Consider the following 20,453-nt stretch of genomic DNA (forward strand, 5'->3'; position numbering starts at 1 on the left):
TTCAGTCCAGCGCCTCGGCCCCCAGGTAGGATTCGACCACGCGGGGGTCGGCCACGACCTCCGCCGGGGCGCCGTCGGCGATCTTCTCGCCATGGTCCAGCACGACGACGCGGTCGGACAGCGCCATCACCGCGCGCATCACATGCTCGATCATCAGGATGGTCAGGCCTTCACGGCGGTTCAGGTCGCGCAGGACCCCGACCATGCGGTCGACCTCCGTCGGACGCAGGCCGGCCAGCACCTCGTCCAGCAGAAGCAGGGTCGGACGGGTGGCCAGCGCGCGGGCGACCTCCAGCCGCTTGCGGTCGGGCAGCGTCAGGCTGCGTGCCGGCCGGTTGGCCTGATCGGCCAGCTCCAGCCGCTCCAGCACGGCGCGGGCCTGATGCCGCGCGGTCTCCACCGACCTCTCGCGGGCCAGGGCGCCGACGACGACATTCTCCTCCACCGTCAGCTGGCCGAAGGGCTTGACGATCTGGAAGGTGCGGCCGATCCCGGCGGCGCAGACCTGGTTGGGCTTCATCCCGGTCAGGGAACGGCCCTTCAGCGTGACGCGCCCCTCGTCGGGCGGAAAGACGCCGGCGATCAGGTTGAAGGTGGTGGTCTTGCCGGCACCGTTCGGGCCGATCAGGGCGAGGATGCGCCCCTCCGGCACGGTGAAGCTGACGTCGGAGACGGCCTTCAGCCCGCGGAAGCGCTTTGACAGGCCTTCGACCTCGAGCAGTGCGGTCATCTCAGGCGCCCTCCCCCGGCTGGCGATAATCTCCCGGCTGGCGAACAAGGCGCAGTCGGCGGGCCAGCCAGGGCCAGACGCCCTCCGGCCGGAACACCACGATCACCACCAGCGCCACGCCGTAGAACAGTTGCTTCAGCCCTGGCAGGTCCAGCCCGCCGGCCTCGATCAGGAAGGTCAGCAGTTCGCCCAGCGGCGTCAGGATGAAGGCGCCCAGGATCGGACCGACCAGCGTGCCGATTCCGCCGACGATGGCCGGCAGGATGATCTCGATGGAGCGGCCCATGGAGAAGACCTGCTCCGGGAACAGGTTGTTGAAGTAGAAGGCCTGGAAAACACCGCCCAGCGCGGTCATGGCGGCGGACACCGCCACCGCGGTCATGCGGGCGCGGAACAGGTCGACGCCCGACGCCTCCGCCGCGTCCGGCTCCTCGCGCACCGCCAGCCACTGGTAGCCCAGCCGGCTGTGCAGCAGCACGCGCGACAGGACCAGCGCGCCCAGCACCAGCCCCAGCGCCACGTAGTAGAACAGCAGGGGCGAGCCGCGCAGGTTCAGCGGGTCGCTCGCCCCCGCCTCCACCGGCAGGAAGAATCCGCCGGAGCCGCCGACCCAGGTGATGTGGTCGAAGCCGATGCGCGCCACCTCGGCAAAGGCGATCGTCAGCAGGGCGAAATGCACGCCCTTCACCCCGAAGCGGAAGCCCAGGAAGCCGATGATGCAGCCGGCCGCCACCGCCACCAGTATCGCCAGGATCATGCCGGCCCACGGCCCGATGCCGAAATGCACGAACAGCGCGGCGCTGACATAGGCGCCCAGTCCGACATACAGCGCGTGCCCCAGCGACAGCAGGCCCGAAAAGCCCATCATCACGTTCCAGGCCTGCCCGACATAGGCGAACCACAGCACCGTGGTCAGCACCGACACCAGATAGCGGTCGGCGACGAGCGGCGCCACGGCCAGCCCCAGCGCCGCCAGCACCAGCAGGACCATCCCGCGCCCGGTAACCCCGGAAAACATCACGCCCCTGGGCCCGCTCATGACCGTTTCCCCAACAGCCCTTGCGGGCGCAGCAGCAGAACCACGATCAGCACCCCGTAGCTGAACAGGGATTTCAGGGACGGCGTCAGCAGGAAGCCGGCCAGCGCCTCCGACATGCCGATCAGCACGCCGCCCAGCAGCGCGCCGGGCAGGCTGCCCAGCCCGCCGACGATGACGATGATGAAGCTGAGCAGCGTGTATTCGGGGGCCAGCTGCGGCCGGGCATCGACCAGCAGCGTCATCAGCGCGCCGGCCACCCCGACCACCGCGGCGCCGATGCCGAAGGTGAGCGCATAGAGCCCGTCGATGTTCAGCCCGACGACGCGGGCGCCCAGCGGATTGTCGGCGCAGGCGCGGATCGCCTTGCCGGTGCGGCTGAAGCGGAAGAAGGCGAACAGCGCCGCCGCCACCACGATCGCCGCCGCCCCGGCGCGCAGCCGCACGGCATCCAGCAGCATCGGCCCGATCTCCACCGTGTCGAAGCTGTAGGGCACCTGCACGTTGCGGGCGTCCGGGCCGAACAGCATCAGCATGGCGTTGACCAGGATGGTGGCGATGCCCAGCAGCAGGATGAACTGCATGTGCTCCGGCCGCTCGACGAACTTGTTCACCAGTCCGCGCTGCAGAAGCCAGCCGCAGGCGAACAGAAGCGCCGCCATGACCGGCGCCGACAGCAGCGGGTCGAGTCCCCACCAGCCGCCCAGCAGCACGGCGCCGTACATGCCCGCCACCATCATCTCGCCATGGGCGAAGTTGACGACGCGCACCACGCCGAAGATGACCGATAGCCCCAGCGCCGCCAGCCCATAGACCAGGCCGGTCAGCAACCCGGAGGCCGCGATGTTCAGATAATAGTCGATCGGCATGGGTGGCGGATTGTCCGAACGGTTGGGTTCTGCGGGTTAGCAGTCCAAGGGGGATGCAGGCAAGCCAGAATGACGCTGCCGCCGTGCGATTCGACCGTTCCGATAGGTGGCCCTATGGCCGGGCCGCCATACGTGCACCGCCGCGCAACACCGCGATCCGCTCCGCCACGTCGTCCAGCCGGCGGTCGAGCGCGGTGGTCAGGCAGGATTGCGCCGACGCTGCGACATCCGGGTCGCCTTCCGTTCCGCTGCGGATCCAGCAAAGCGCGGCGATCCTCTCGTGGAAGCGCCGTTCCTCCTGGATTAGGTCGTAGGCCGCGGCGGCGCGGGCGGCCGGATCGGCGATGCCGGCCAGGAACCGCTCCTGTGCCCCGCGGGCACGGCCATCCAGCAAGGCAAGCGCCGGCACATCGCAGATCATCCGCCTGAGCGGCGCCGTGACCGTTGGGCAGCGAGGGTCGGCCACCGGCTGGGGTGGCGGCTCTGGGGGCGGAGCAGGTACCGGCTGCGGCCTCAGCGGTTGCTGCGCAGCTTGCGGTACCGCCTTGACCGCGACGGGAAGCGTCCTTGCCGGCGGAGCGGCCGTTGGCTTCGGCAGGCTTCCCGCCAGAGTGTCCCGCACCACCCGCACCGGGGTCCCCACCTCCGCCGCGGCGAAGACGGTTTCGATGTCGGCGGGAAGCATGCGGAAACAGCCGCCGCTGGCCTGCCGCCCCACCGAATCCGGATCGTTGGTGCCATGGATGGCAATGGCCGTCCAGCCGAGGTCGAGCGCGAATTTGCCCAGCGGGTTGTTCGGTCCGGGCGGCACCGCCCGCGGCAGGGACGGCTTCTCGCGCCGCTGGTTGGCGGTCGGCCTCCAGGTCGGGTCGCGGCGCTTGCGCTGGATGGTGCTGTCGCCGATGGGAATCGGCACGCCGGGGCGGCCGATGGCCACCGGGAAGCTGCTGGTCGTGCCGTCCGACGCGGTCAGGTACAGCCGGCGGTCGGCAAGGCTGATGGCGATCGACGGCCCATCGGCCGCAACCCCCGGCCTCTCGGCCGCCATCTGCGCCGCCGCCGAGGCTATCGGCGCCGCCATGGCGATGCAAAGGGCGGCGAGACCCCACAAAAGGCACCGTGCCGGGATGGGCCCGACGGCTGTTGTCGGACGCGGGGTGGCGCCTTGGCCGCCGCCTCCCCGAATGGTCGTAGTTCCACGCATGCGGAAAGTTGATCGCGTGTTTCCTAAAACAGGGTAAACAGCAGGGGACGACGGCTTCCGGGGGATGGGGGCCGCCCCGACAGCAAGGACGTGCATCATGGACCAGATCGAGCAGACGTTGGCCGTCGCGACGGAACATCACCGCGCCGGCCGCACCGCGGAGGCGGAGCGCCTGTACCGCGACGTGCTGGACGCGTCGCCCGGCCATCCGGACGCCCTGCATCTGCTGGGGGTCATCGCCCTGCAATCCGGCCGGGCGGAGGAGGCGGTGGACCGCATCGCGCAGGCGGTGGCCGGCGACGACGGCTCTCCCCTGTTCCATGCCAATCTGGGCCACGCCCTGCACGCTTGCGGGCGCCAGCGCGAGGCGGCGCTGAGTTTCGCGCGCGCGCTCAGCCTGCTGACCAACGAGGGCGACGGCTGGGGCAATGTCGGGGCGCTCGCCAACCTGATCCGCCGTTACGACGACGACATCCGTGCCGCCGCGGCGGAGGAGGTCGATGCCCGCTATTCCATGGGCGACGTGATGCGGCGCCAGTCGCTGCTGTTCCTGCTGACCGGTGACGTCGCCCATTACCGCGTACTGGTCAACGCGGTGCTGGACGATCCCCTTCGCTTCTCCGTGCCGTCGCTGCATTACGCCTACTGGGGCATCGCCATGCGGCTGTTCCAGGGCGACGTCCGCAAGGGTGACGTCGGCGCCTTCACCAACGGCGAGTTCCGCCGCTTCTACCGCCTGCTGGTGGAGGAGACGGCGCGCCGCTATGGGCTGGAACCCAAGCTGCGCAGGGCGGCCCCACGCGCCGTTGTGAAGCGCGTGGCGCTGATCACCAACCAGATGCTGGGCGAGGGGCACCAGCCCACCGCCGACGCCTTCGACTATGCCCGCCGCCTGCAGGACGAGCAGGGCTGCGAGGTGCTGATCCTGAACCCCAACGCCATGGCGGTGTCGGGCGAGAACGGCTTCGTCCCCGAATACAGCTACAACGTCACCGAGGAGTATGACGGGGAGCAGACCATCGCCGCCCATGGTGCGGCGGTGCGCATGCTGTCCTTCCCCCAGCCCCGATTCGACGAGGAGAAGCTGACGGCCATCGTCGACGCGGTGGAGAAATTCGATCCCGACGTGATCATCGCCTTCGGTGCTTCCAACACCGTCGCCGACCTGTTCGCGCGCAGCCGCCCGGTGGTGCTCCTGCCCACCTCCAGCGGCCTGCCGCCGTCGCTCGCCACGATCCTGCTGGGCTACGCGCCGGAGGACAGCGCCGCCGGCTGGCCGGCCGAGGCACAGGGCCGCTTCCGCCCCTTCTCCTTCGGCTGGACCCTTCCGGACAGCGGGGCCACCCGCAGTCGTGCCGATTTCGGCCTGTCCGACGGCGTGCCGCTCTATGTCGTCGTCGGCAACCGGCTGGACCAGGAGGTCGGCGGTGATTTCCTGGAGACGCTCGACCGCCTGCTCGATCGGGTGCCCGACGCGCAGGTCGCCTTTGCCGGTGCGGTGCAGGATCTGCCCGCCCGCATCGCGGGCGCCCGCAACGCCGCACGGATGAAGGCGCTGGGGCATGTGGACGGCATCCGCGGGCTGTACGGGGTGGCGACCGCCTATCTGAATCCGCCGCGCCAGGGTGGTGGCGGCAGCGCGGCGTTCGCTCTGGCCGAAGGTCTGCCGGTGGTGACCTACGCCAGGGGCGACGTGGCGGGCGTCGCCGGCCCGGCCATGGCGGACGAGACGGCCTACCTCGAACTCGCGGTGGCGCTGGGCCAGGACGCCGCTGCAAGGTCGAAGGCAGCGGAAGCGGCACGCGCCCGCTTCGCCGAGACGGGCGACCGCACCCGTTCGGTGGAAAAGCTGCTGGACTATGCGCGCGAGGCGCAGGGGCTGTTCTGACGAACTGGCTGCGGGCCGTGGGGAGGGGGCCGTCGCACCCCCTCCTCCGTTACAGCCCCAGATAGGCTTGCTTCACCGCAGGATCTGCCAGCAGCGCCTCGCCGCTTCCCGACAGCACCACCCGGCCGTTCTCCAGCACATAGGCCTGACCGGCGATCCGCAGCGAAGCGGCGACATTCTGCTCGACCAGGATGATCGTCATCCCGTCGGCCGCCAAGGCGCGGATGATACGGAACAGCTCCTGCACCAGTGCCGGCGACAGGCCGAGCGACGGTTCGTCGAACATGATCAGGTCGGGCTTGCCCATCAGGCAGCGGCCGATCGCCAGCATCTGCTGCTCGCCGCCGGACAGGGTGCCGGCGGCTTGGTCCAGCCGCTCACGCAGGCGGGGGAACAGGTCGAGTACGCGGTCGTAGGTCTGCCGGGCGGTGGCGCGCGCCCGCGGGATGACGGCGCCCATCTCCAGATTCTCCCGCACGCTGAGGCTGGGGAAGATCTGCCGGCCCTCGGCGACCTGCCCGATGCCGAGGTCGCAGACGACATGGCTGGGCAGGCCGGCGATCTCGCGATCCTTGAAGCGGATGCTTCCACGCGCCGGCTTCAGGATTCCGGCGATGGCGCGGATCAGCGAGGTCTTGCCCGCCCCGTTGGCGCCGACGATGGCGGTGGTCGCCCCCGCCGCCACCTGCAGCGTGACGCCGTCGAGCGCCTGGGCGTCACCATAGTACAGGTCGAGGTCCGAAACGGTCAGCATGGCAACGGATCCGGTCGCAGCGGGGCCAAGGGCGGGTGGCGCCCTCTATAGCGCGATCATTTCAGGAAGAACACCGCGCTCATCACCAGCCCGACGGCGATGATGCCCGTGCGCAGCACCGGCTTCGGGATCTTCCGCCCGACCCGCGCGCCGACATAGCCGCCGGCGACCGCGGCGACCGTCATCAGCAAAGCCTTCGGCCACTCCACCGCCCCGCCGGCCGCATAGGCCACCACGGCGATGGCGGTCAGGACGGCGGAGAACAGGTTCTTCAGCCCGTTCATGGCGTTCAGATCGGTCATCCCGAACAGGCTGAGCTGCGCCAGCAGCAGGATGCCGAGTCCGCCGTTGAAATAGCCGCCATAGACCGACACCGCGAACAGCGTGCCCAGCATCGCCCCGTTGCCGTGCAGGCCGAGGCTGCGCAGCCGTTGCGCCAGCACGTTGCCGAAGGCGAACAGCCCGGTCGCCAGCAGCAGCAGCCACGGAACGATGTCGCGGAACACCGAATCAGGGGTCACCAGCAGCAGGCCCGCCCCGGCCAGCCCGCCGACGAGGCTGACCACGGACAGCAGCGGCAGGCTGAGAGTGCCGACCGGCGTCAGATCCTGCCGGTAGCCGTAGACTCCGCTGGCATAGCCGGGCAGCAGGGCGACCGTGCCGGTCGCGTTGGCGGCGACCGGCGGCACCCCGGCGTAGATCAGGGCCGGCAGGGTCAGGAAACTGCCCCCGCCGGCAACGGCATTCATCGCTCCAGCCAGGAAGGCCGCAGCCAATAAAATCAATTCTATCATGATATTAGGCGCGGTTCCTCAACTCCCGGCGGATGATCTTGCCGGTGGTGGTCATGGGCAGGCTTTCGAGAAACTCGATGGCCCGGGGATATTCGTGCGCGGCCAGCCGCGTCTTCACATGCTCCTGGATCGAGGCGACGAGCGCGTCGTCCGGCGTCACCCCCTCCTGCAGCACGACGAAGGCCTTGACGATCTCCGTGCGCAGCGGGTCGGGAACGCCGACCACCGCCGCCATGCGCACGGCGGGGTGGCCGATCAGGCAATCCTCGATCTCACCGGGACCGATCCGGTAGCCGGCCGAGGTGATGACGTCGTCGTCGCGCCCGACGAAGCGGATGTATCCGTCCTCGTCCAACTCCCCCTGGTCGCCGGTGACGAGCCAATCTCCGATGAATTTGGCGGCGGTGGCGTCCGGGTTGTTCCAGTAGCCGAGGAACATCACCGGGTCCGGCCGGCGCACGGCGATCAGGCCGATCCGTCCCGGCGGCAGGCGGTTGCCCTCGCCGTCGATCACCGCCACGTCATGGCCGGGCACCGGGCGCCCCATGATGCCCGGCTTCGGCGCCATCAGCGTGGCGGCCGAGGAGACGATCATGTTGCATTCGGTCTGGCCGTAGAACTCGTTGATGGTGACGCCGAAGGTCTCGCGCCCCCAGTCGAGCAGCCCGGCACCCAAGGTCTCGCCACCGCTGGCGACGGAGCGCATGGCGATGGCGTGACGTGCCCGCGGGGCCTTCACCGACCGCATCATCTTCAGCGCCGTCGGCGGCAGGAAGGCGTTGCGCACCTGGAACTCGGCCAGCAGGGCGAAGGCAGCCTCCGCATCGAACTTCTCGAAGCGGTGGGACACCACCGTCACCCCATGGTGCCAGGCAGGCAGCAGCACATCGAGCAGCCCGCCGATCCATGCCCAGTCCGCCGGCGTCCAGATGCGGTCGCCCGGCTGCGGGAACAGGTCGTGCGATATCTCCACGCCCGGCAGATGGCCCAGCAGCACCCGGTGCGCATGCAGCGCCCCCTTCGGCTGGCCGGTGGTGCCGGAGGTGTAGATGATCAGGGCCGGGTCGTCGGGACCGGTGTCCGCCGGGGTGAAGTCGTCCGACGCCGCGTCGCACAGCGCGTGCCAGTCGAGGCAGCCAGGTCCCGAACCGTCGATGCGGAAGACCGCGCGCAGTTCCGGCAGGCGATCGCGGATCTGGGCGATCTTGGCCGCCCCGGCTGCATCGGTCACCACCGCGCGGGCGCCGCAATTGGCCAACCGGTATTCCAGCGCCTCCACCCCGAACAGCGAGAACAGCGGCACCGCGATGCCGCCCATCTTGTAGACGGCGACATGGCTGACCGCGGTTTCGGGCGCCTGGGGCAGCAGGATGCCGACGCGGTCGCCGCGTCCGATCCCCTGGGCGGCAAGCGCGTTGGCGAACCTATTGGACAGGGCGCGGATGTCGGCGAAGCGGTATTCCTCCACCCCGCCGTCGCGCCGCTTGTGGATCAGGGCGATGCGGTCCGGCTCGGACTGGGCCCAGCGGTCGCAGACGTCGACACCGATGTTGTAGCGATCAGGGACGCGCCAGGCGAAGGCGCGGGACACCCCTTCATAGCTGTCCGCGTTGGGCAGCATGTTCGTTCCCTCCCAAGGGCTTGTCATTGGTTCCTTTGCGGAACCGTTGACCTGATCATAGGGGCAAGCGAGGCACCGCGTCACGCACCGGGAATAAGTCGCGGGTCTGCCATGTTGATGGCGTCAGGAACGAACAGTTTCGTGCCGATCCAAACAGGACCCAACAGGACGAGAGCCACCATGAAAGCCAGCCCCTTCCTCGCCGCCGCGCTGTCCGCCAGCCTGCTCGCGGCTCCGCTTGCCGGCTGCGCCCAGCCCGGCTACGGCGACTCCTACGGCGGCGTCAGCGCCAACAAGCAGACGGCCGGCACCGTGCTGGGCGGCGTGGTCGGCGGTCTGGCCGGCTCACGCTTCGGCGGCGGCAGCGGCAAGCTGGTGGCGGTCGGCGTCGGCACGCTGCTGGGTGCTGCGCTGGGCAATGCGGCGGGCGCCTCGCTCGACCGTGCCGATCAGAATTATGCCCAGCAGGCGGCGGTCAACGCCTACAGCGCCCCCACCGGCAGCACCGTGCGCTGGAACAATCCGGATACCGGCAACTACGGCAGCTACACGCCGGTGCGCGAGGGCACCGGGCCGCAGGGCCAGCTCTGCCGCGAATACCAGACCACCATCGTGGTCCAGGGCCGCACCCAGCAGGGCTTCGGCACGGCCTGCCAGCAGGGCGACGGAACCTGGCGCGTGGTCAGCTGACGGCGTAAGGGGGAAGGCTCAGGCCGGCGCCGTCCGTCGCCGGGCGGCACTGCCGGCCATGGGAGAGAGCGACGGCGCTCGTCCGGTCAGGGCATGGGCGATGCGCACCGCTCCTTCCCCGTCCAGCGGCAGCGCGGCGGCGGCATCCTGCATCCGCTGCCGCCGCGGGGCGTCGGTCCATAGAGCGAGCGCTCGTTCGGAAATGGTCTTTCCCGCGCTGGCCGGATCGCGGCCGCGGGCGTCCACCGCCTCGCTCCAGCCGAGCTCCGCGGCGTCGCCGCTCGCCATCGCCTGATTGTCGGCGGTAACCACCAGCAGGGTCGGCGCCGCCAATGCGGCCAGTTCCCCCATGGTGCCGCCGCCGGCCGAAACGGCCAGCCCGCTGTCGGCCATCAGCGCGCCCATGCGCGGGCAATCGATTTCCACCGCAACATCGGGGCCGAGACCGCCGGCAAGTGCCGCCAGTTCCGCCGCGCGCGGGTTGCTGCCGCCGACGACCGCGACGATCCGGCAGCCGTCCGGCCGTGCCGTGGCGAGCGCCTTCACCACCGGGCCGGTCAGCCCCAGCGGGTCCGAACCACCGAAGGTCACCAGCAGGACGGGCCGTTCGGCGATGCTCCGCATCGGTTCGCGGGCAGCCAGACGCACCTCCCGCCGCAGTGGGGCGTAGCCGGGTCCGAGCAGCAGAAGGGCACCCGGCGCCATCGCCTCATAGGGCAGCGCCGCCGCCTGCGGTGCGGCGTTGACGACAAGGTCGGCATGCAACGGGGTGCCGTCGCCGAGGTCGTCCCAGGCCAGCACCCGCGCGCCCGCCGCCTGCAGCCCGGCGCGATAGGCCTCGCCGAAGCGGTAGCCGTCCAGCATCACGGCGCTGCCATGCTCCCGCCGCAGCAGAGAGCGGGTGGCGGCCAGATCCGCCGCCTCCCCCACCGGGCCGGCGATGGAGACATGGCGGAAGCCGTCCGCCGACAGGCGGCGGTCGATGGCCGGGGTGGATTCCACGGCGGCGAACAATGTCTCGTGCCCCTGGTCGCGCAGAACCTCCGCAACGGCGAGGCAGCGCATGACATGGCCGGTGCCGATGGTGGGGGAAGCGTCGGCTCGGATGAGGATGACGGCCATGGCACTGGTCCGGAAGAGGCGGCGCGGCGGGTCCGCCACGGCACGCGGGATCGAGTCGGTCAGCATCTTGGCGCGGCACCTTGCGACTGTCCAGCGACAGACCACCGCGCGTGCAGGGGCAAATAGCGGCCGTCAGGTTTCCCGGCCGGCGATCACGCTGGCAGCGGTGGCAAGGCTTTCCGGCGTGCCGATGTCGAGGAAGCGTGCCTTGGCGACATGGGCGTTCAGCGTGCCGGGAGGCAGCTTTTCCAGCACGTCGCGTTCCAGCGAGACCGCCCCCGCCGCGATGAAGCGGTCGAGGAAGGCGGCGGAGAACAGGTAGACCCCGGCATTGATGGTGCCGGCCCCCGCCGCCTTCGCCGGGAATCTGCGGATACGGCTGTCCGGTCCGATCTCCACCCGCACGAAGCGGGAGGCATCCTCGACCGTCACGCACAGGACCGACGCCTCCGCCCCCGACAGGCGGTGCGAGGCGACGAAGGCGCGCAGATCGGCATCCAGGAACGTATCGCCGTTCACCACCAGGATGGTGCTGCTGCGCAGTTCCTTGCGCACATAACCCAGCGCACCCGCTGTGCCGAGCGGCCGCGGCTCGATCTGGCAGACCACGTCGATGGTTCCGGCCGAATCGCCGCGGGCGAGCCAAGCGGTCACCCGGTCGGCCAGATGGCCCAGGCACAGCACCACGCGGCGTGATCCGTATGTAGACAAATAGTCGAGCAGATGGCCGAGGAAGGCGCGGCCAGCGATCGGGGCCAGGACCTTCGGCGTGTCGCCCAGAACGCTCCGGATACGCGTGCCCAGCCCGCCGGCGAGCACCGCGACGTCTATGTTGGCAAGAGCGTCCTCAGACCGCACCGACCGTCCTTTCTCTCAATTCCCGCTGATGCCGGCCGGCCGACGATGCAGCTTACGACGGCGCGGGCGCCGGGTCATCCACCCCGCGCGGGACCCGGCGGGCATAGTCGATAATGGGCGCGAACGGGAATCGCAATGCGGAATCGCGCTGACGCTTCCGCTCGGATGGTCAGGTCGCGGTGCCAGCGGCGTCAGCCAGACGGCGAAGGCGCTGTGCCACCGTCGATAGGGCGGCATCATGGCCGGCCGACGCCATGGCCAGCGCCATGGATGGAAACCACGGCCGGACCGCCGTTCCAAGGGACGACCAGTCGCCGGCCGCCATGCCGATCCGCCAGACGGGAACGCCCAGCGCGGCGGCGAGTTCCCCGACGGAGGTGGGCGCGGTGACGACGAGGTCGAGGCCGGCCATCAGCGCCGCCACCCCGTCCAGGTCGTTGCGCTGGTCGAGGTCGGGCCAGTGGTGCAGGGTCGTGCCGAAGTGGCGCAGGGCGTCGGCCCGCTCCGCCGCATGCTCGTCGTACTGAAGGCTGACGAAGGTGATGCCGGGCACGGTGAGGAGCGGTCCCCACTGGGCGACGCGGCTGTAGGCGCCTGCACGGTCCGCCGTCATGCGGCTGCTGCGCCAGCAGATGCCCACCCGCAGGCCGGGCCCCAGGGCCGCCAGCCGCGCACGCCAGATTGCGGCCGATGTGTCGTCCGGCGTCAGGAAGGGGGAGGTCGCCGGGAAATGTCGCAGGCCGGGCCGCAGCCGGGCGGCGATCGTGCCCATCGGCGCATGGACATCGGCGTCCCGCAGGCCGATCCGATGATCCGGCGTCGGCGCCCGCACCTCGGCCTCCGGCAGCGCGCGGGCGAACAGGCCGGTCAGGCGCCGGTCGCACTCGACGATCACCCGCTTGGCCTGGCGGAGCAGATCGGGCAGCGCGGTTCCGAACAGGATCTCGTCGCCCAGCCCCTGCTCGCCCCACACCAGGATGCTGCGGCCCGTCAAATCCTCGCCCCGCCATTCGGGAATGCAGAAGCGGCGGGGTGCCGCGTCGCCAGCGGCAAAACGGTGGGCATAATCCTCCCATCCGCCGGCGATGTCGCCTTCGGCCAGCCGCAGCAGGGCGCGGTTCATGCGCGCCTCCCCCCGGTCGGGCGCGAGCCTCAGGGTCCGCTCGGCGCAAGCGCGGGCGAGCCTGCGCTCCCCCCGCATCAGCGCCGTATGGCCGTGGTTGAGCAGAATGTCCGGCAGAGCGGGGGCGAGAGCCACGGCGCGACGGTAGGCGTGCATTGCCTCGCTCCACCCTCCGAGCCCGGCCAGGGCCATGCCCAGGTTCGACCAGCCCTTGGCCGAAACCGGAAGGATGCGCAGTGCCCTGCGGCTGTGACGGGCCGCTTCTTCGAAGCGTCCCAGTCCCTTCAGTGCGGCGGCGGCCGTGGTGAGCACCCCGGCGAGGGCCGGCGACAGCGCCGCCGCATGGGCAGAGGCGACCTCGGCCTCATTATAGCGTCTGCCGGCGAGCAGGGCGGCGGCGAGGTTCCCCCAGTTCTCGGCGGTCTGAGGACGCAGCCGGACGGCGCGGCGGTGCAGGGCCGCCGCCTCCACCGGTAGGCCACCAGCCTGCAGGGCGACGCCGAGATTGCCCATCGCTTCGGTGAAAGCCGGGTTGAGGACCAGCGCCCGCCGATGCCAGAGGATGGCGGCTTCGCCTCGCCCCGATCCGAGCAGGGTGAGACCGCCGTTGGTCCAGCCCGGCGGGTTCAGCGGATCGGCGGCAACGGCCTTGCGGTGGAGGGCGGCTGCCTCGGCCAATCGACCCTGTCGATGCAAAGAGACAGCTCGCTCCGACAACGCTTTGCTGGAAGGAGTTGAACCACTTCGTGAAGGAGGAACCGCTTTGGAAGCGAGCCTTGTCAGGCAATGGGCCATGTCGTCCAGCGTCGCCGACAGCGGTTCGCCGGGCCGGGGCTGGAACAGGCGCATCAATGGATACCAGGGACGCACCCCCGCCCCCAGCTGTGTCCAGTCCCGACCGCCGAAGCGCCAAATCGGCGCGCCGAGCGCGCCTGCTAGTTCGCCAACCGACATCGCCGGCGAGATGACGAGGTCCAGCCCGACGATCAGTGCAGCCACGCCGTCGAAATCGTCCTTGCGGTCCAGGTCGTCCCAGCGGTGCAGGCGAATGCCGAAACGCTGCTCGGCCTGTCGGATCTCCTCCTCCACATCGCCATACTGCAGCACCACCCATTGGATGCCGGGCAGCGCGAACAGCGGCGCCCAGGCATCGAGCGGCAGATAGGCGGTGCTGCGCTCCGCCGTCATCATCTGGCTGCGCCAGCCGATGCCCACCCGCAGGCCGGGGCCGAGTACCTCCAGCCGTCGGCGCCATCGCTCGACCAGGGTGGCGTCGGGGACCAGCCAGGACGGGCGCGGCGGGAAATCGGCCAGCCGACGGCGCAGGACCCGCGGCAGCGAGCCCATCGGCACATGGCGATCGTAATCCGGGATCGCCATCGCCTCCCGCCCCTGCCTGTCCAATGCCTCCGCCCTGACCCTGAGGGTCGGAAAGGAGCGGGCGAACAGCGGCACCAGCCGACGATCGACCTCCAGGATGGTGGAGACGGCGCGGCCGGCCAATTCAGCACAGAGGGCGGAGAACAGGATGGTGTCTCCCACCCCCTGCTCCCCCCAGATCATCAGGCGCCGGCCGGTTAGACCCTCGCCGCGCCATGGCTGTGCACGAGGCTGGCGTCCCTGCCCGACCTGCCCCGACCCGAAGCGCCAGGCATAGCCGGGCCAGCCACGGTCGAGGTCGCCGGCCTCCAACCGCAGCAGGCCTTTGTTGAAGTGGGACAGCGACAGATCCGGGCGCAGACACAAGGCGCGGTCATAGCAGCGTTCTGCAGCGCTGGCATCGCCGAGCCGCTGGCGCGCCAGCCCCAGATTGCTCCACGCTTCGCCATAGGCGGGTTCCAGCGCCAGGGCGCTGCGATAGCAGCCTGCCGCTCCGGCATGGTCGTGCCGGCCTTGGCGCAGATGGCCCAGGTTGTTGCGGGCCGGCGCCTCCAGCGGGGCGAGGAGGATGGCGTGGCGCTGTGACCGTTCGGCCTCGGCGAAGCGCTCGGCGTTGCGCAGGGCGTTGCCAAGGTTGGTGTGGGTTTCGGCCAGGGCGGGATCGAGTGCCAGTGCCGTATGCCATGCCCGCCATGCCTCCGCGGTGCGGCCGGCGGCGTGGCGAGCATTGCCCAGATTGTTCCACGCTCCAGCGATATCGGGGCGGTGGCCGATCGCCTGCCGGTGCAGTGCCTCGGCCTCGGCATAACGGCCTTGGGCGTTGCGGATGCTGCCGAGATTGTCCAGTGCCTCCGCATGGTCGGGCTCGATGGCGGTCGCCGCATCGAAGCAGACGGCGGCATCATCCAGCTGACCAAGCGCTTTAAGACAAAGTCCCAAGCCATTGAGGCAGAACGAGTTCTTCGGGTCGATCCGCAATGTGTCGGCGTAGCGCTCGGCCGCCTCTTCCGTCCGGCCGGCCGCGTGGAGCGCAGCGGCCAATGCCGACAACGTCGCGGGGTCGTTGCCGCCGCCGCCCAGTGTCGCGGCCATACGCAGCGCGTCGGCCGCTTCGGTCATCCGTCCGAGGTGACGCAGGCTGACCGCAAGGTTGGTCCATGGGCGTGGATCGCCGGGCAGCAGTTCCGCCGCCTTCGCGTGGGCCTCAAGCGCCTCTTCCGCTTGGCCGAGCCCTTGCAGAGCGGCGCCAAGGTTCAAGTGTGCGTCCGCCAAGCCGGGTGACAGGCGGGCAGCCTCCGCATAATGGGAAGCCGCCTCCGACAAGCGGTCCTGTGCCGCCAGCACCAGTCCCAGATTGAAGTGAGCGCCCACATGGCCGGGGTCCCGCTCCAACGCCTGCCGCTGGGCAGCCTCCGCCTCGACCAGCCTGCCCAGCCGTTGCAACACGATGCCGCGATTGGCGTGGTAGTCGGCGACATGCGGCGCATGTTCAACGGCGTTATCAATCAAACCAATAGCTTGTTCGTTTTTATTAATCTGATGGTAGAGGACACCCAGTAGGTGCAGGGCGTCTGCGTGATGCGGTTCCGCATCGAGAACCTGCCGATACAACGGTTCGGCATCTGCAAGAGCGCCCGCCTGATGGTGGCGAAGCGCTTCGGCGAACCGGTCGATGACGCTCACAGGCCACCTGCAGAAAGTCCGGCAACCATCTGTGCTGCCAGAGGAATGGCGTCGCTGATGCCGGTATTGTCCTGTGGATGGATACAGCGCATGGTCGGAAACCAGGGGCGGACCCCGGTGCCCAGTTTGGTCCAGTCCCGCCGGCCGAGCCGCCAGACCGGCACGCCGAGTGCCGCTGCCATCTCTCCGGCGGAGGACGCCACGGTGACCGCCAGATCCAGGTTGGCCATCAGCGCCGCGGTGCTTTCCAGATCGCCGATCTGGTCCAGATCGGACCAGCGGTGGATGCGCAGGCCGTACCGGTCCTCGACCGCCGCAATCTCCTCCTCGCGTCCGTCATATTGCAGACTGACCGGGTGCAGGCCGGGAAGGCGCAGCAAAGGAAGCCAGTCTTCCAACTCGGTATAGGACTGGCGGCGTTCGGTGGTGATGCGCTGGCTGGTCCAGGCGATGCCGACCGCCAGACCGGGCCCGAGCGCATCCAGCCGCTGCCGCCATGCGGCCACCCGTTCCGGGTCCGGCTTCAACCAGCCGGCGGGAGGCGCCGGGACGGGCGACGCCCTCCACATCAGCCGGGGCAGCGAACCGAAGGGCAGATGGCAATCGACATCGGTGGGCCGGCGCGTCGGGGCTCGTACAGTCGTACCGGGGAAGGAGCGCTGGAACAGCGACACCAGCCGCGGTTCGCATTCGACGATCAGGTCGGGATAGCGGGCGATGGCCTGCGGCAGCAGGGCGCCGAACATGAACTCGTCGCCCAGCCCCTGCTCCGCCCACAGCAGAAGGCGGCGGCCGGCGAGGTCGTTCCCCTCCCATTCCGGGATGCCGAACGGCCGCTTGGGGCCAAGCCGACCGGAGTCGAAGCGCGACGCATAATCCTCCCACCCCTCGGTCAGCCGTCCCCGGCGCAGGCGCAGGATGGCGCGGTTGAAGCGGGCGAGCGCCTGTTCCGGATCGGCGTCGAGCGCGCGGGTGAATTCCTGTTCGGCTCCTGCCTCATTGCCCAGATCCTGAAGGGCGAGCGCCAGATTGGTATGGGCGGCGGCATAGCCGGGGCGCTGGTCCAGCGCACGTCGTTGCAGATCGGCAGCCTCCCCGGCCCGACCCTGCAAGCGGCGGATGGTGCCGAGGTTGGTCATCGCCTCCGCCATCGCCGGCGCCAGCCGCAGTGCGCGGGCGAAGGCCTCCGCCGCCTGCTCGATGCGGTCGGCGTTTTGCAGGGCGAGACCGAAGGCGTTCCACGCTTCGGCATCCGCCGGTTCCAACGCCAGATAGCGTCGGTAGGCGGGCTCGGCATCCCCGCAACGGCGTTGCAGGGAGCCGGCCAGCGCCAGCGCCGCAGCAGCGTGGTCGGGCCGGCGGGCCAGGACATCGCGCAGCGCCGCCTCACCCTCGTCCGCACTGCCGAGGTCGAGCAGAGCGAGGCTAAGAGCGGCGCGCGCCTCCGTCAGCGCCGGGTTGGCGGCCAGTGCGTGGCGCAGCAGCGGTTCGGCCTCCGCCGAGCGGCCGAGGCTGCGCAGCACGGCGCCGAGGTTGCCCTCGGCCTCCGCATAATCGGGGCGGGCGCGCAGGGCCGCGCGGTAGGCGGTCGCCGCCTCTTCAGCCTTGCCCTGGGCGTTCAGGGCATTGCCGAGCGTGTTGGCGGCTTCGGGGAATGGGTTGCGCAAGCGCAGTGCATTGCGGGCCGCCCGCTCCGCCTCCGCCGATCGGCCAAGTGCCTGGAGGGCATAGGCGAGGTTGGCATGGTAATCGGGAACGTCACGCTTGGCCGCCACCGCCTGTCCGATCAGGTCGGCGGCCTCCTTGAGGCGGCCGGTTTGGCAGGCGATCATGCCCAGCAGGTGGAGCGCGTCGGGATGACGTGGCTGGAAGCTCAGCGCTTGGCGGTAAAGGGCTTCCGCCTCAGCCAGCCGGCCGGCCTGATGCAGCGGCACGGCTTGGCCCACCAGCGCCGCGGCGGTGGCGGCAGCGGAGTTGCCGGATTTGCGCTGGTTGCTCATGCCCCGTGCCGTACCTGTTGGCTACGGGTAAGGGATAGCACGAATTGAATGCGGTGGAAGGGGTGGAGAGCCGTGCCCCACCCCAACCCTCCCCCGCTCTCGGCCGACCGAAGATCGGTCCGATTGCGGAAGAGGGAGTAGGCGATGGCACCTGAAACGCAGCCGTGTTCAGGGCCGTTTTACGCCCCCACGCCCACCGGCGGGGTCGGGGCGGCGTTGACCGGGTCGGCAAGCTGGGCGTCGACCACGGCCACGGCGGTCATGTTGACCAGACCGCGGGTGGTGACCGACGGGGTGACGATGTGAACCGGCCGCTGGACGCCCAGCAAAATCGGGCCGACATTCTGCGCCTCACCCAGGATCTTCATCATGTTGAAGGCGATGTTGGCGGCGTCCAGCGTCGGCATCACCAGCAGGTTCGCCTCGCCCTTCAGGCGGCTGTCGGGCAGCAGCTCCTTGCGGATGGCGGGAGCGAGGGCTGCATCGGCGTGCATCTCGCCGTCGATCTCCACATCCGGCATCTGCTCATACGCCAGTTCCACCGCGGCGCGCATCTTGCGGGCCGACGGCGTGTCGGCGCTGCCGAAGTTGGAGTGGGACAGCAGCGCCACCTTCGGCTCGATGCCGAAGCGCTTCACCTCGTCCGCCGCCAGCCGGGCGATCTCGGCCACCTGCTCGGCGGTCGGGTCGGGGTTGACATAGGTGTCGGTGATGAAGTGGACGCCCTTCTGCGAGATCAGCGCGTTCATCGTCGCGGCGACCTTCACGCCCTCGCGAAGACCGATCAGGCCGCAGATATGCGCCCAATGCTCGTTGAAGCGGCCGGTGGTGCCGCAGACCAGCGCATCGGCCTCGCCACGGCGGACCATCAGGGCGCCGAACACGGTCGGCTGGGTCCGCACCACGTTGGCGGCATGGCTGGGCGACACGCCGCGGCGGCCCATCAGCTTGCGGTAATGTTCGGTGAAGTTGTGATAGCGCGGGTCGCGGATGATCTCGATGACCTCCACATCCTGGCCGATCTTCAGGCGCAGGCCCATCTCGGAAATGACGCGCTCGATCACCTCGCGGCGGCCGATCAGAACCGGCTGGGCGATGCCGTCGTCCACCACCACCTGTGCGCAGCGGATGACGCGCGGGTCCTCGCCCTCGGCGTAGACGACGCGCTTGGGCGCGGTCTTGGCCTTGGTGATGACCGGCTTCATGAACAGGCCGGAGCGGATGACGTACTGGTTCAACTGGTCGCGATAGGCGCGGAAATCGGGGATCGGCCGGGTGGCGACGCCGGACTCCATCGCGGCCTTGGCGACGGCAGACGACACCTCCACGATCAGACGCGGATCGAAGGGCTTTGGCAGGATGTAGTCCGGGCCGAAACGCAGCGATTCACCGACATAGGCCGCCGCCACCACGTCCGACGGTTCGGCGCGGGCGAGGTTGGCCATGGCGTGGGTCGCCGCGATCTTCATCTCCTCGTTCACCGTGGTGGCGCCGACGTCCAGCGCACCGCGGAAGATGAAGGGGAAGCAGAGGACGTTGTTGACCTGATTGGGGAAGTCCGAGCGGCCGGTGGCGATGATCGCATCCGGGCGGGCTTCGCGGGCCAGATCCGGCATGATCTCCGGCTCCGGGTTGGCGAGCGCCAGGATCAGCGGCTTGTCGGCCATGCGGGACAAAAGGTCCGGCTTCAGCACCTTGGCACCGGACAGGCCGAGGAAGATGTCGGCGCCGTCGATGACGTCGGCCAGCACGCGGGCGTCGGTCGCCTGCGCATAGGCTTCCTTGTATTCGTTCATCTCCTCGTTGCGGCCCTTGTGGACCACGCCGATGCGGTCGACCAGCCAGACATTCTCTCGCCGCACGCCCAGCGACAGCATCAAATCGAGGCAGGCGATGCCGGCCGCGCCGCCGCCGGTCGAGACCACCTTGACCTTGGAGATGTCCTTGCCGACCAGCGCCAGACCGTTCAGCACGGCGGCGCCAACCACGATGGCGGTGCCGTGCTGGTCGTCGTGGAACACCGGGATCTTCATGCGCTCGCGGCAGCGGCGCTCGATCTCGAAACAGGCGGGGGCGGCGATGTCTTCCAGATTGATGGCGCCGAAGGTCGGCTCCAGCCGGACGATGGTGTCGACCAGCGCATCGACGTCAAGCTCGTTCAGCTCGATGTCGAAGCAGTCGATGCCCGCGAACTTCTTGAAGAGGACGGCCTTGCCTTCCATCACCGGCTTGGCGGCATAGGGACCGATGTGGCCCAGGCCCAGCACGGCGGTGCCGTTGGTGACCACCGCGACCAGATTGGCGCGCGAGGTCAGCTCCGCCGCCTTCGACTGGTCCTCGGCAATGGCGGTGCAGGCGTGGGCCACGCCCGGCGAATAAGCCAGCGCCAGATCGCGCTGGTTGGCCATGGGCTTGGTCGCGACGATCGCCAGCTTACCGGGCCGCGGGTTGCGGTGATACTCAAGCGCCATCGCCTCAAAATCGCCGGACATCGGGTCTCTTCCTCCGGTTAACGAGATTTCAGTTAATTCTTTGCGTTCACTTCACCTGATCGGCGGTTATAGCCCATTCGGGCTGATGCGCCAACCATCCCCGGCAAACGGACAGGGGACGATTCGAACCAAATCGAACCGTCCCCCATACCTTACAGGATCCGCGGACAGGCCGGATGGATCATCTTTGGAATTTCCAAATCCGGCAC

At 69.5% G+C, this 20,453-nt stretch carries 14 protein-coding genes; 2 read left to right on the plus strand and 12 right to left on the minus strand.

The features are described 5' to 3' along the window. Position 1: 1 nt before the first annotated feature. The 4 genes from ACWPKK_RS15860 to ACWPKK_RS15875 all read right to left on the minus strand — a co-directional run bounded on the left by ACWPKK_RS15860 (position 2) and on the right by ACWPKK_RS15875 (position 3,716). On the minus strand, positions 2-730 hold the full coding sequence (locus ACWPKK_RS15860; RefSeq protein ID WP_452005867.1) for an ABC transporter ATP-binding protein: 729 nt from the start codon (positions 728-730) through the stop codon (positions 2-4). Position 731: 1 nt separating this feature from the next. Further along, complete coding sequence (locus ACWPKK_RS15865; protein ID WP_452005870.1) at positions 732-1,769, minus strand: branched-chain amino acid ABC transporter permease; 1,038 nt, start codon at positions 1,767-1,769, stop codon at positions 732-734. Next, a complete protein-coding gene (locus ACWPKK_RS15870) occupies positions 1,766-2,635 on the minus strand; it encodes a branched-chain amino acid ABC transporter permease (protein ID WP_014188329.1) in 870 nt (289 codons plus the stop codon). The genes ACWPKK_RS15865 and ACWPKK_RS15870 overlap by 4 nt, the downstream gene beginning before the upstream one ends. 112 nt (positions 2,636-2,747) lie before the next feature. Continuing rightward, positions 2,748-3,716, minus strand: a complete 969-nt coding sequence (locus ACWPKK_RS15875; protein WP_452005874.1) for a L,D-transpeptidase — start codon at positions 3,714-3,716, stop codon at positions 2,748-2,750. Positions 3,717-3,936: 220 nt separating this feature from the next. On the opposite strand from ACWPKK_RS15875, the gene ACWPKK_RS15880 reads away from it, so the two are divergent. Continuing rightward, entirely contained in the window at positions 3,937-5,727 is a 1,791-nt protein-coding gene (locus tag ACWPKK_RS15880; RefSeq protein WP_452005877.1) for a tetratricopeptide repeat protein, read from the plus strand. A 49-nt stretch (positions 5,728-5,776) separates the two neighbouring features. On the opposite strand, the gene ACWPKK_RS15885 is transcribed toward ACWPKK_RS15880, so the two are convergent. From ACWPKK_RS15885 to ACWPKK_RS15895, 3 genes are read right to left on the minus strand one after another with little or no spacing between them, the layout of a single operon-like run. Beyond that, positions 5,777-6,481, minus strand: a complete 705-nt coding sequence (locus tag ACWPKK_RS15885; RefSeq protein WP_014188326.1) for an ABC transporter ATP-binding protein — start codon at positions 6,479-6,481, stop codon at positions 5,777-5,779. Between the two features lie 56 nt (positions 6,482-6,537). Beyond that, a complete protein-coding gene (locus tag ACWPKK_RS15890) occupies positions 6,538-7,275 on the minus strand; it encodes a sulfite exporter TauE/SafE family protein (RefSeq protein WP_452005880.1) in 738 nt (245 codons plus the stop codon). Between the two features lie 4 nt (positions 7,276-7,279). Further along, positions 7,280-8,896 (minus strand): acyl-CoA synthetase, encoded by a 1,617-nt coding sequence (locus ACWPKK_RS15895; RefSeq protein WP_452005882.1) that lies wholly within the window; start codon positions 8,894-8,896, stop codon positions 7,280-7,282. A gap of 180 nt (positions 8,897-9,076) precedes the next feature. Between ACWPKK_RS15895 and ACWPKK_RS15900 the strand changes: the two genes are divergently transcribed. Then, the gene (locus tag ACWPKK_RS15900) at positions 9,077-9,586 is read left to right on the plus strand and encodes an RT0821/Lpp0805 family surface protein (RefSeq protein WP_324870978.1); all 510 of its coding nucleotides are present in this window, start codon (positions 9,077-9,079) and stop codon (positions 9,584-9,586) included. An 18-nt stretch (positions 9,587-9,604) separates the two neighbouring features. On the opposite strand, the gene pseG is transcribed toward ACWPKK_RS15900, so the two are convergent. From pseG to ACWPKK_RS15925, 5 genes are all read right to left on the minus strand, one after another. Next, positions 9,605-10,774: a UDP-2,4-diacetamido-2,4,6-trideoxy-beta-L-altropyranose hydrolase gene (gene pseG / locus ACWPKK_RS15905; RefSeq protein ID WP_452005886.1), complete on the minus strand. Its 1,170-nt coding sequence runs from the start codon at positions 10,772-10,774 to the stop codon at positions 9,605-9,607. Between the two features lie 66 nt (positions 10,775-10,840). Then, complete coding sequence (locus tag ACWPKK_RS15910) at positions 10,841-11,566, minus strand: nucleotidyltransferase family protein (protein WP_149228094.1); 726 nt, start codon at positions 11,564-11,566, stop codon at positions 10,841-10,843. Between the two features lie 169 nt (positions 11,567-11,735). Further along, on the minus strand, positions 11,736-15,752 hold the full coding sequence (locus tag ACWPKK_RS15915; RefSeq protein ID WP_452005889.1) for a tetratricopeptide repeat protein: 4,017 nt from the start codon (positions 15,750-15,752) through the stop codon (positions 11,736-11,738). Continuing rightward, positions 15,749-17,752, minus strand: a complete 2,004-nt coding sequence (locus ACWPKK_RS15920; RefSeq protein WP_452005892.1) for a tetratricopeptide repeat protein — start codon at positions 17,750-17,752, stop codon at positions 15,749-15,751. The genes ACWPKK_RS15915 and ACWPKK_RS15920 overlap by 4 nt, the downstream gene beginning before the upstream one ends. Positions 17,753-17,931: 179 nt before the next feature. Beyond that, the gene (locus ACWPKK_RS15925) at positions 17,932-20,244 is read right to left on the minus strand and encodes an NADP-dependent malic enzyme (protein ID WP_452005895.1); all 2,313 of its coding nucleotides are present in this window, start codon (positions 20,242-20,244) and stop codon (positions 17,932-17,934) included. Between the last annotated feature and the right edge of the window lie 209 nt (positions 20,245-20,453).

Source organism: Azospirillum largimobile (assembly GCF_977007025.2).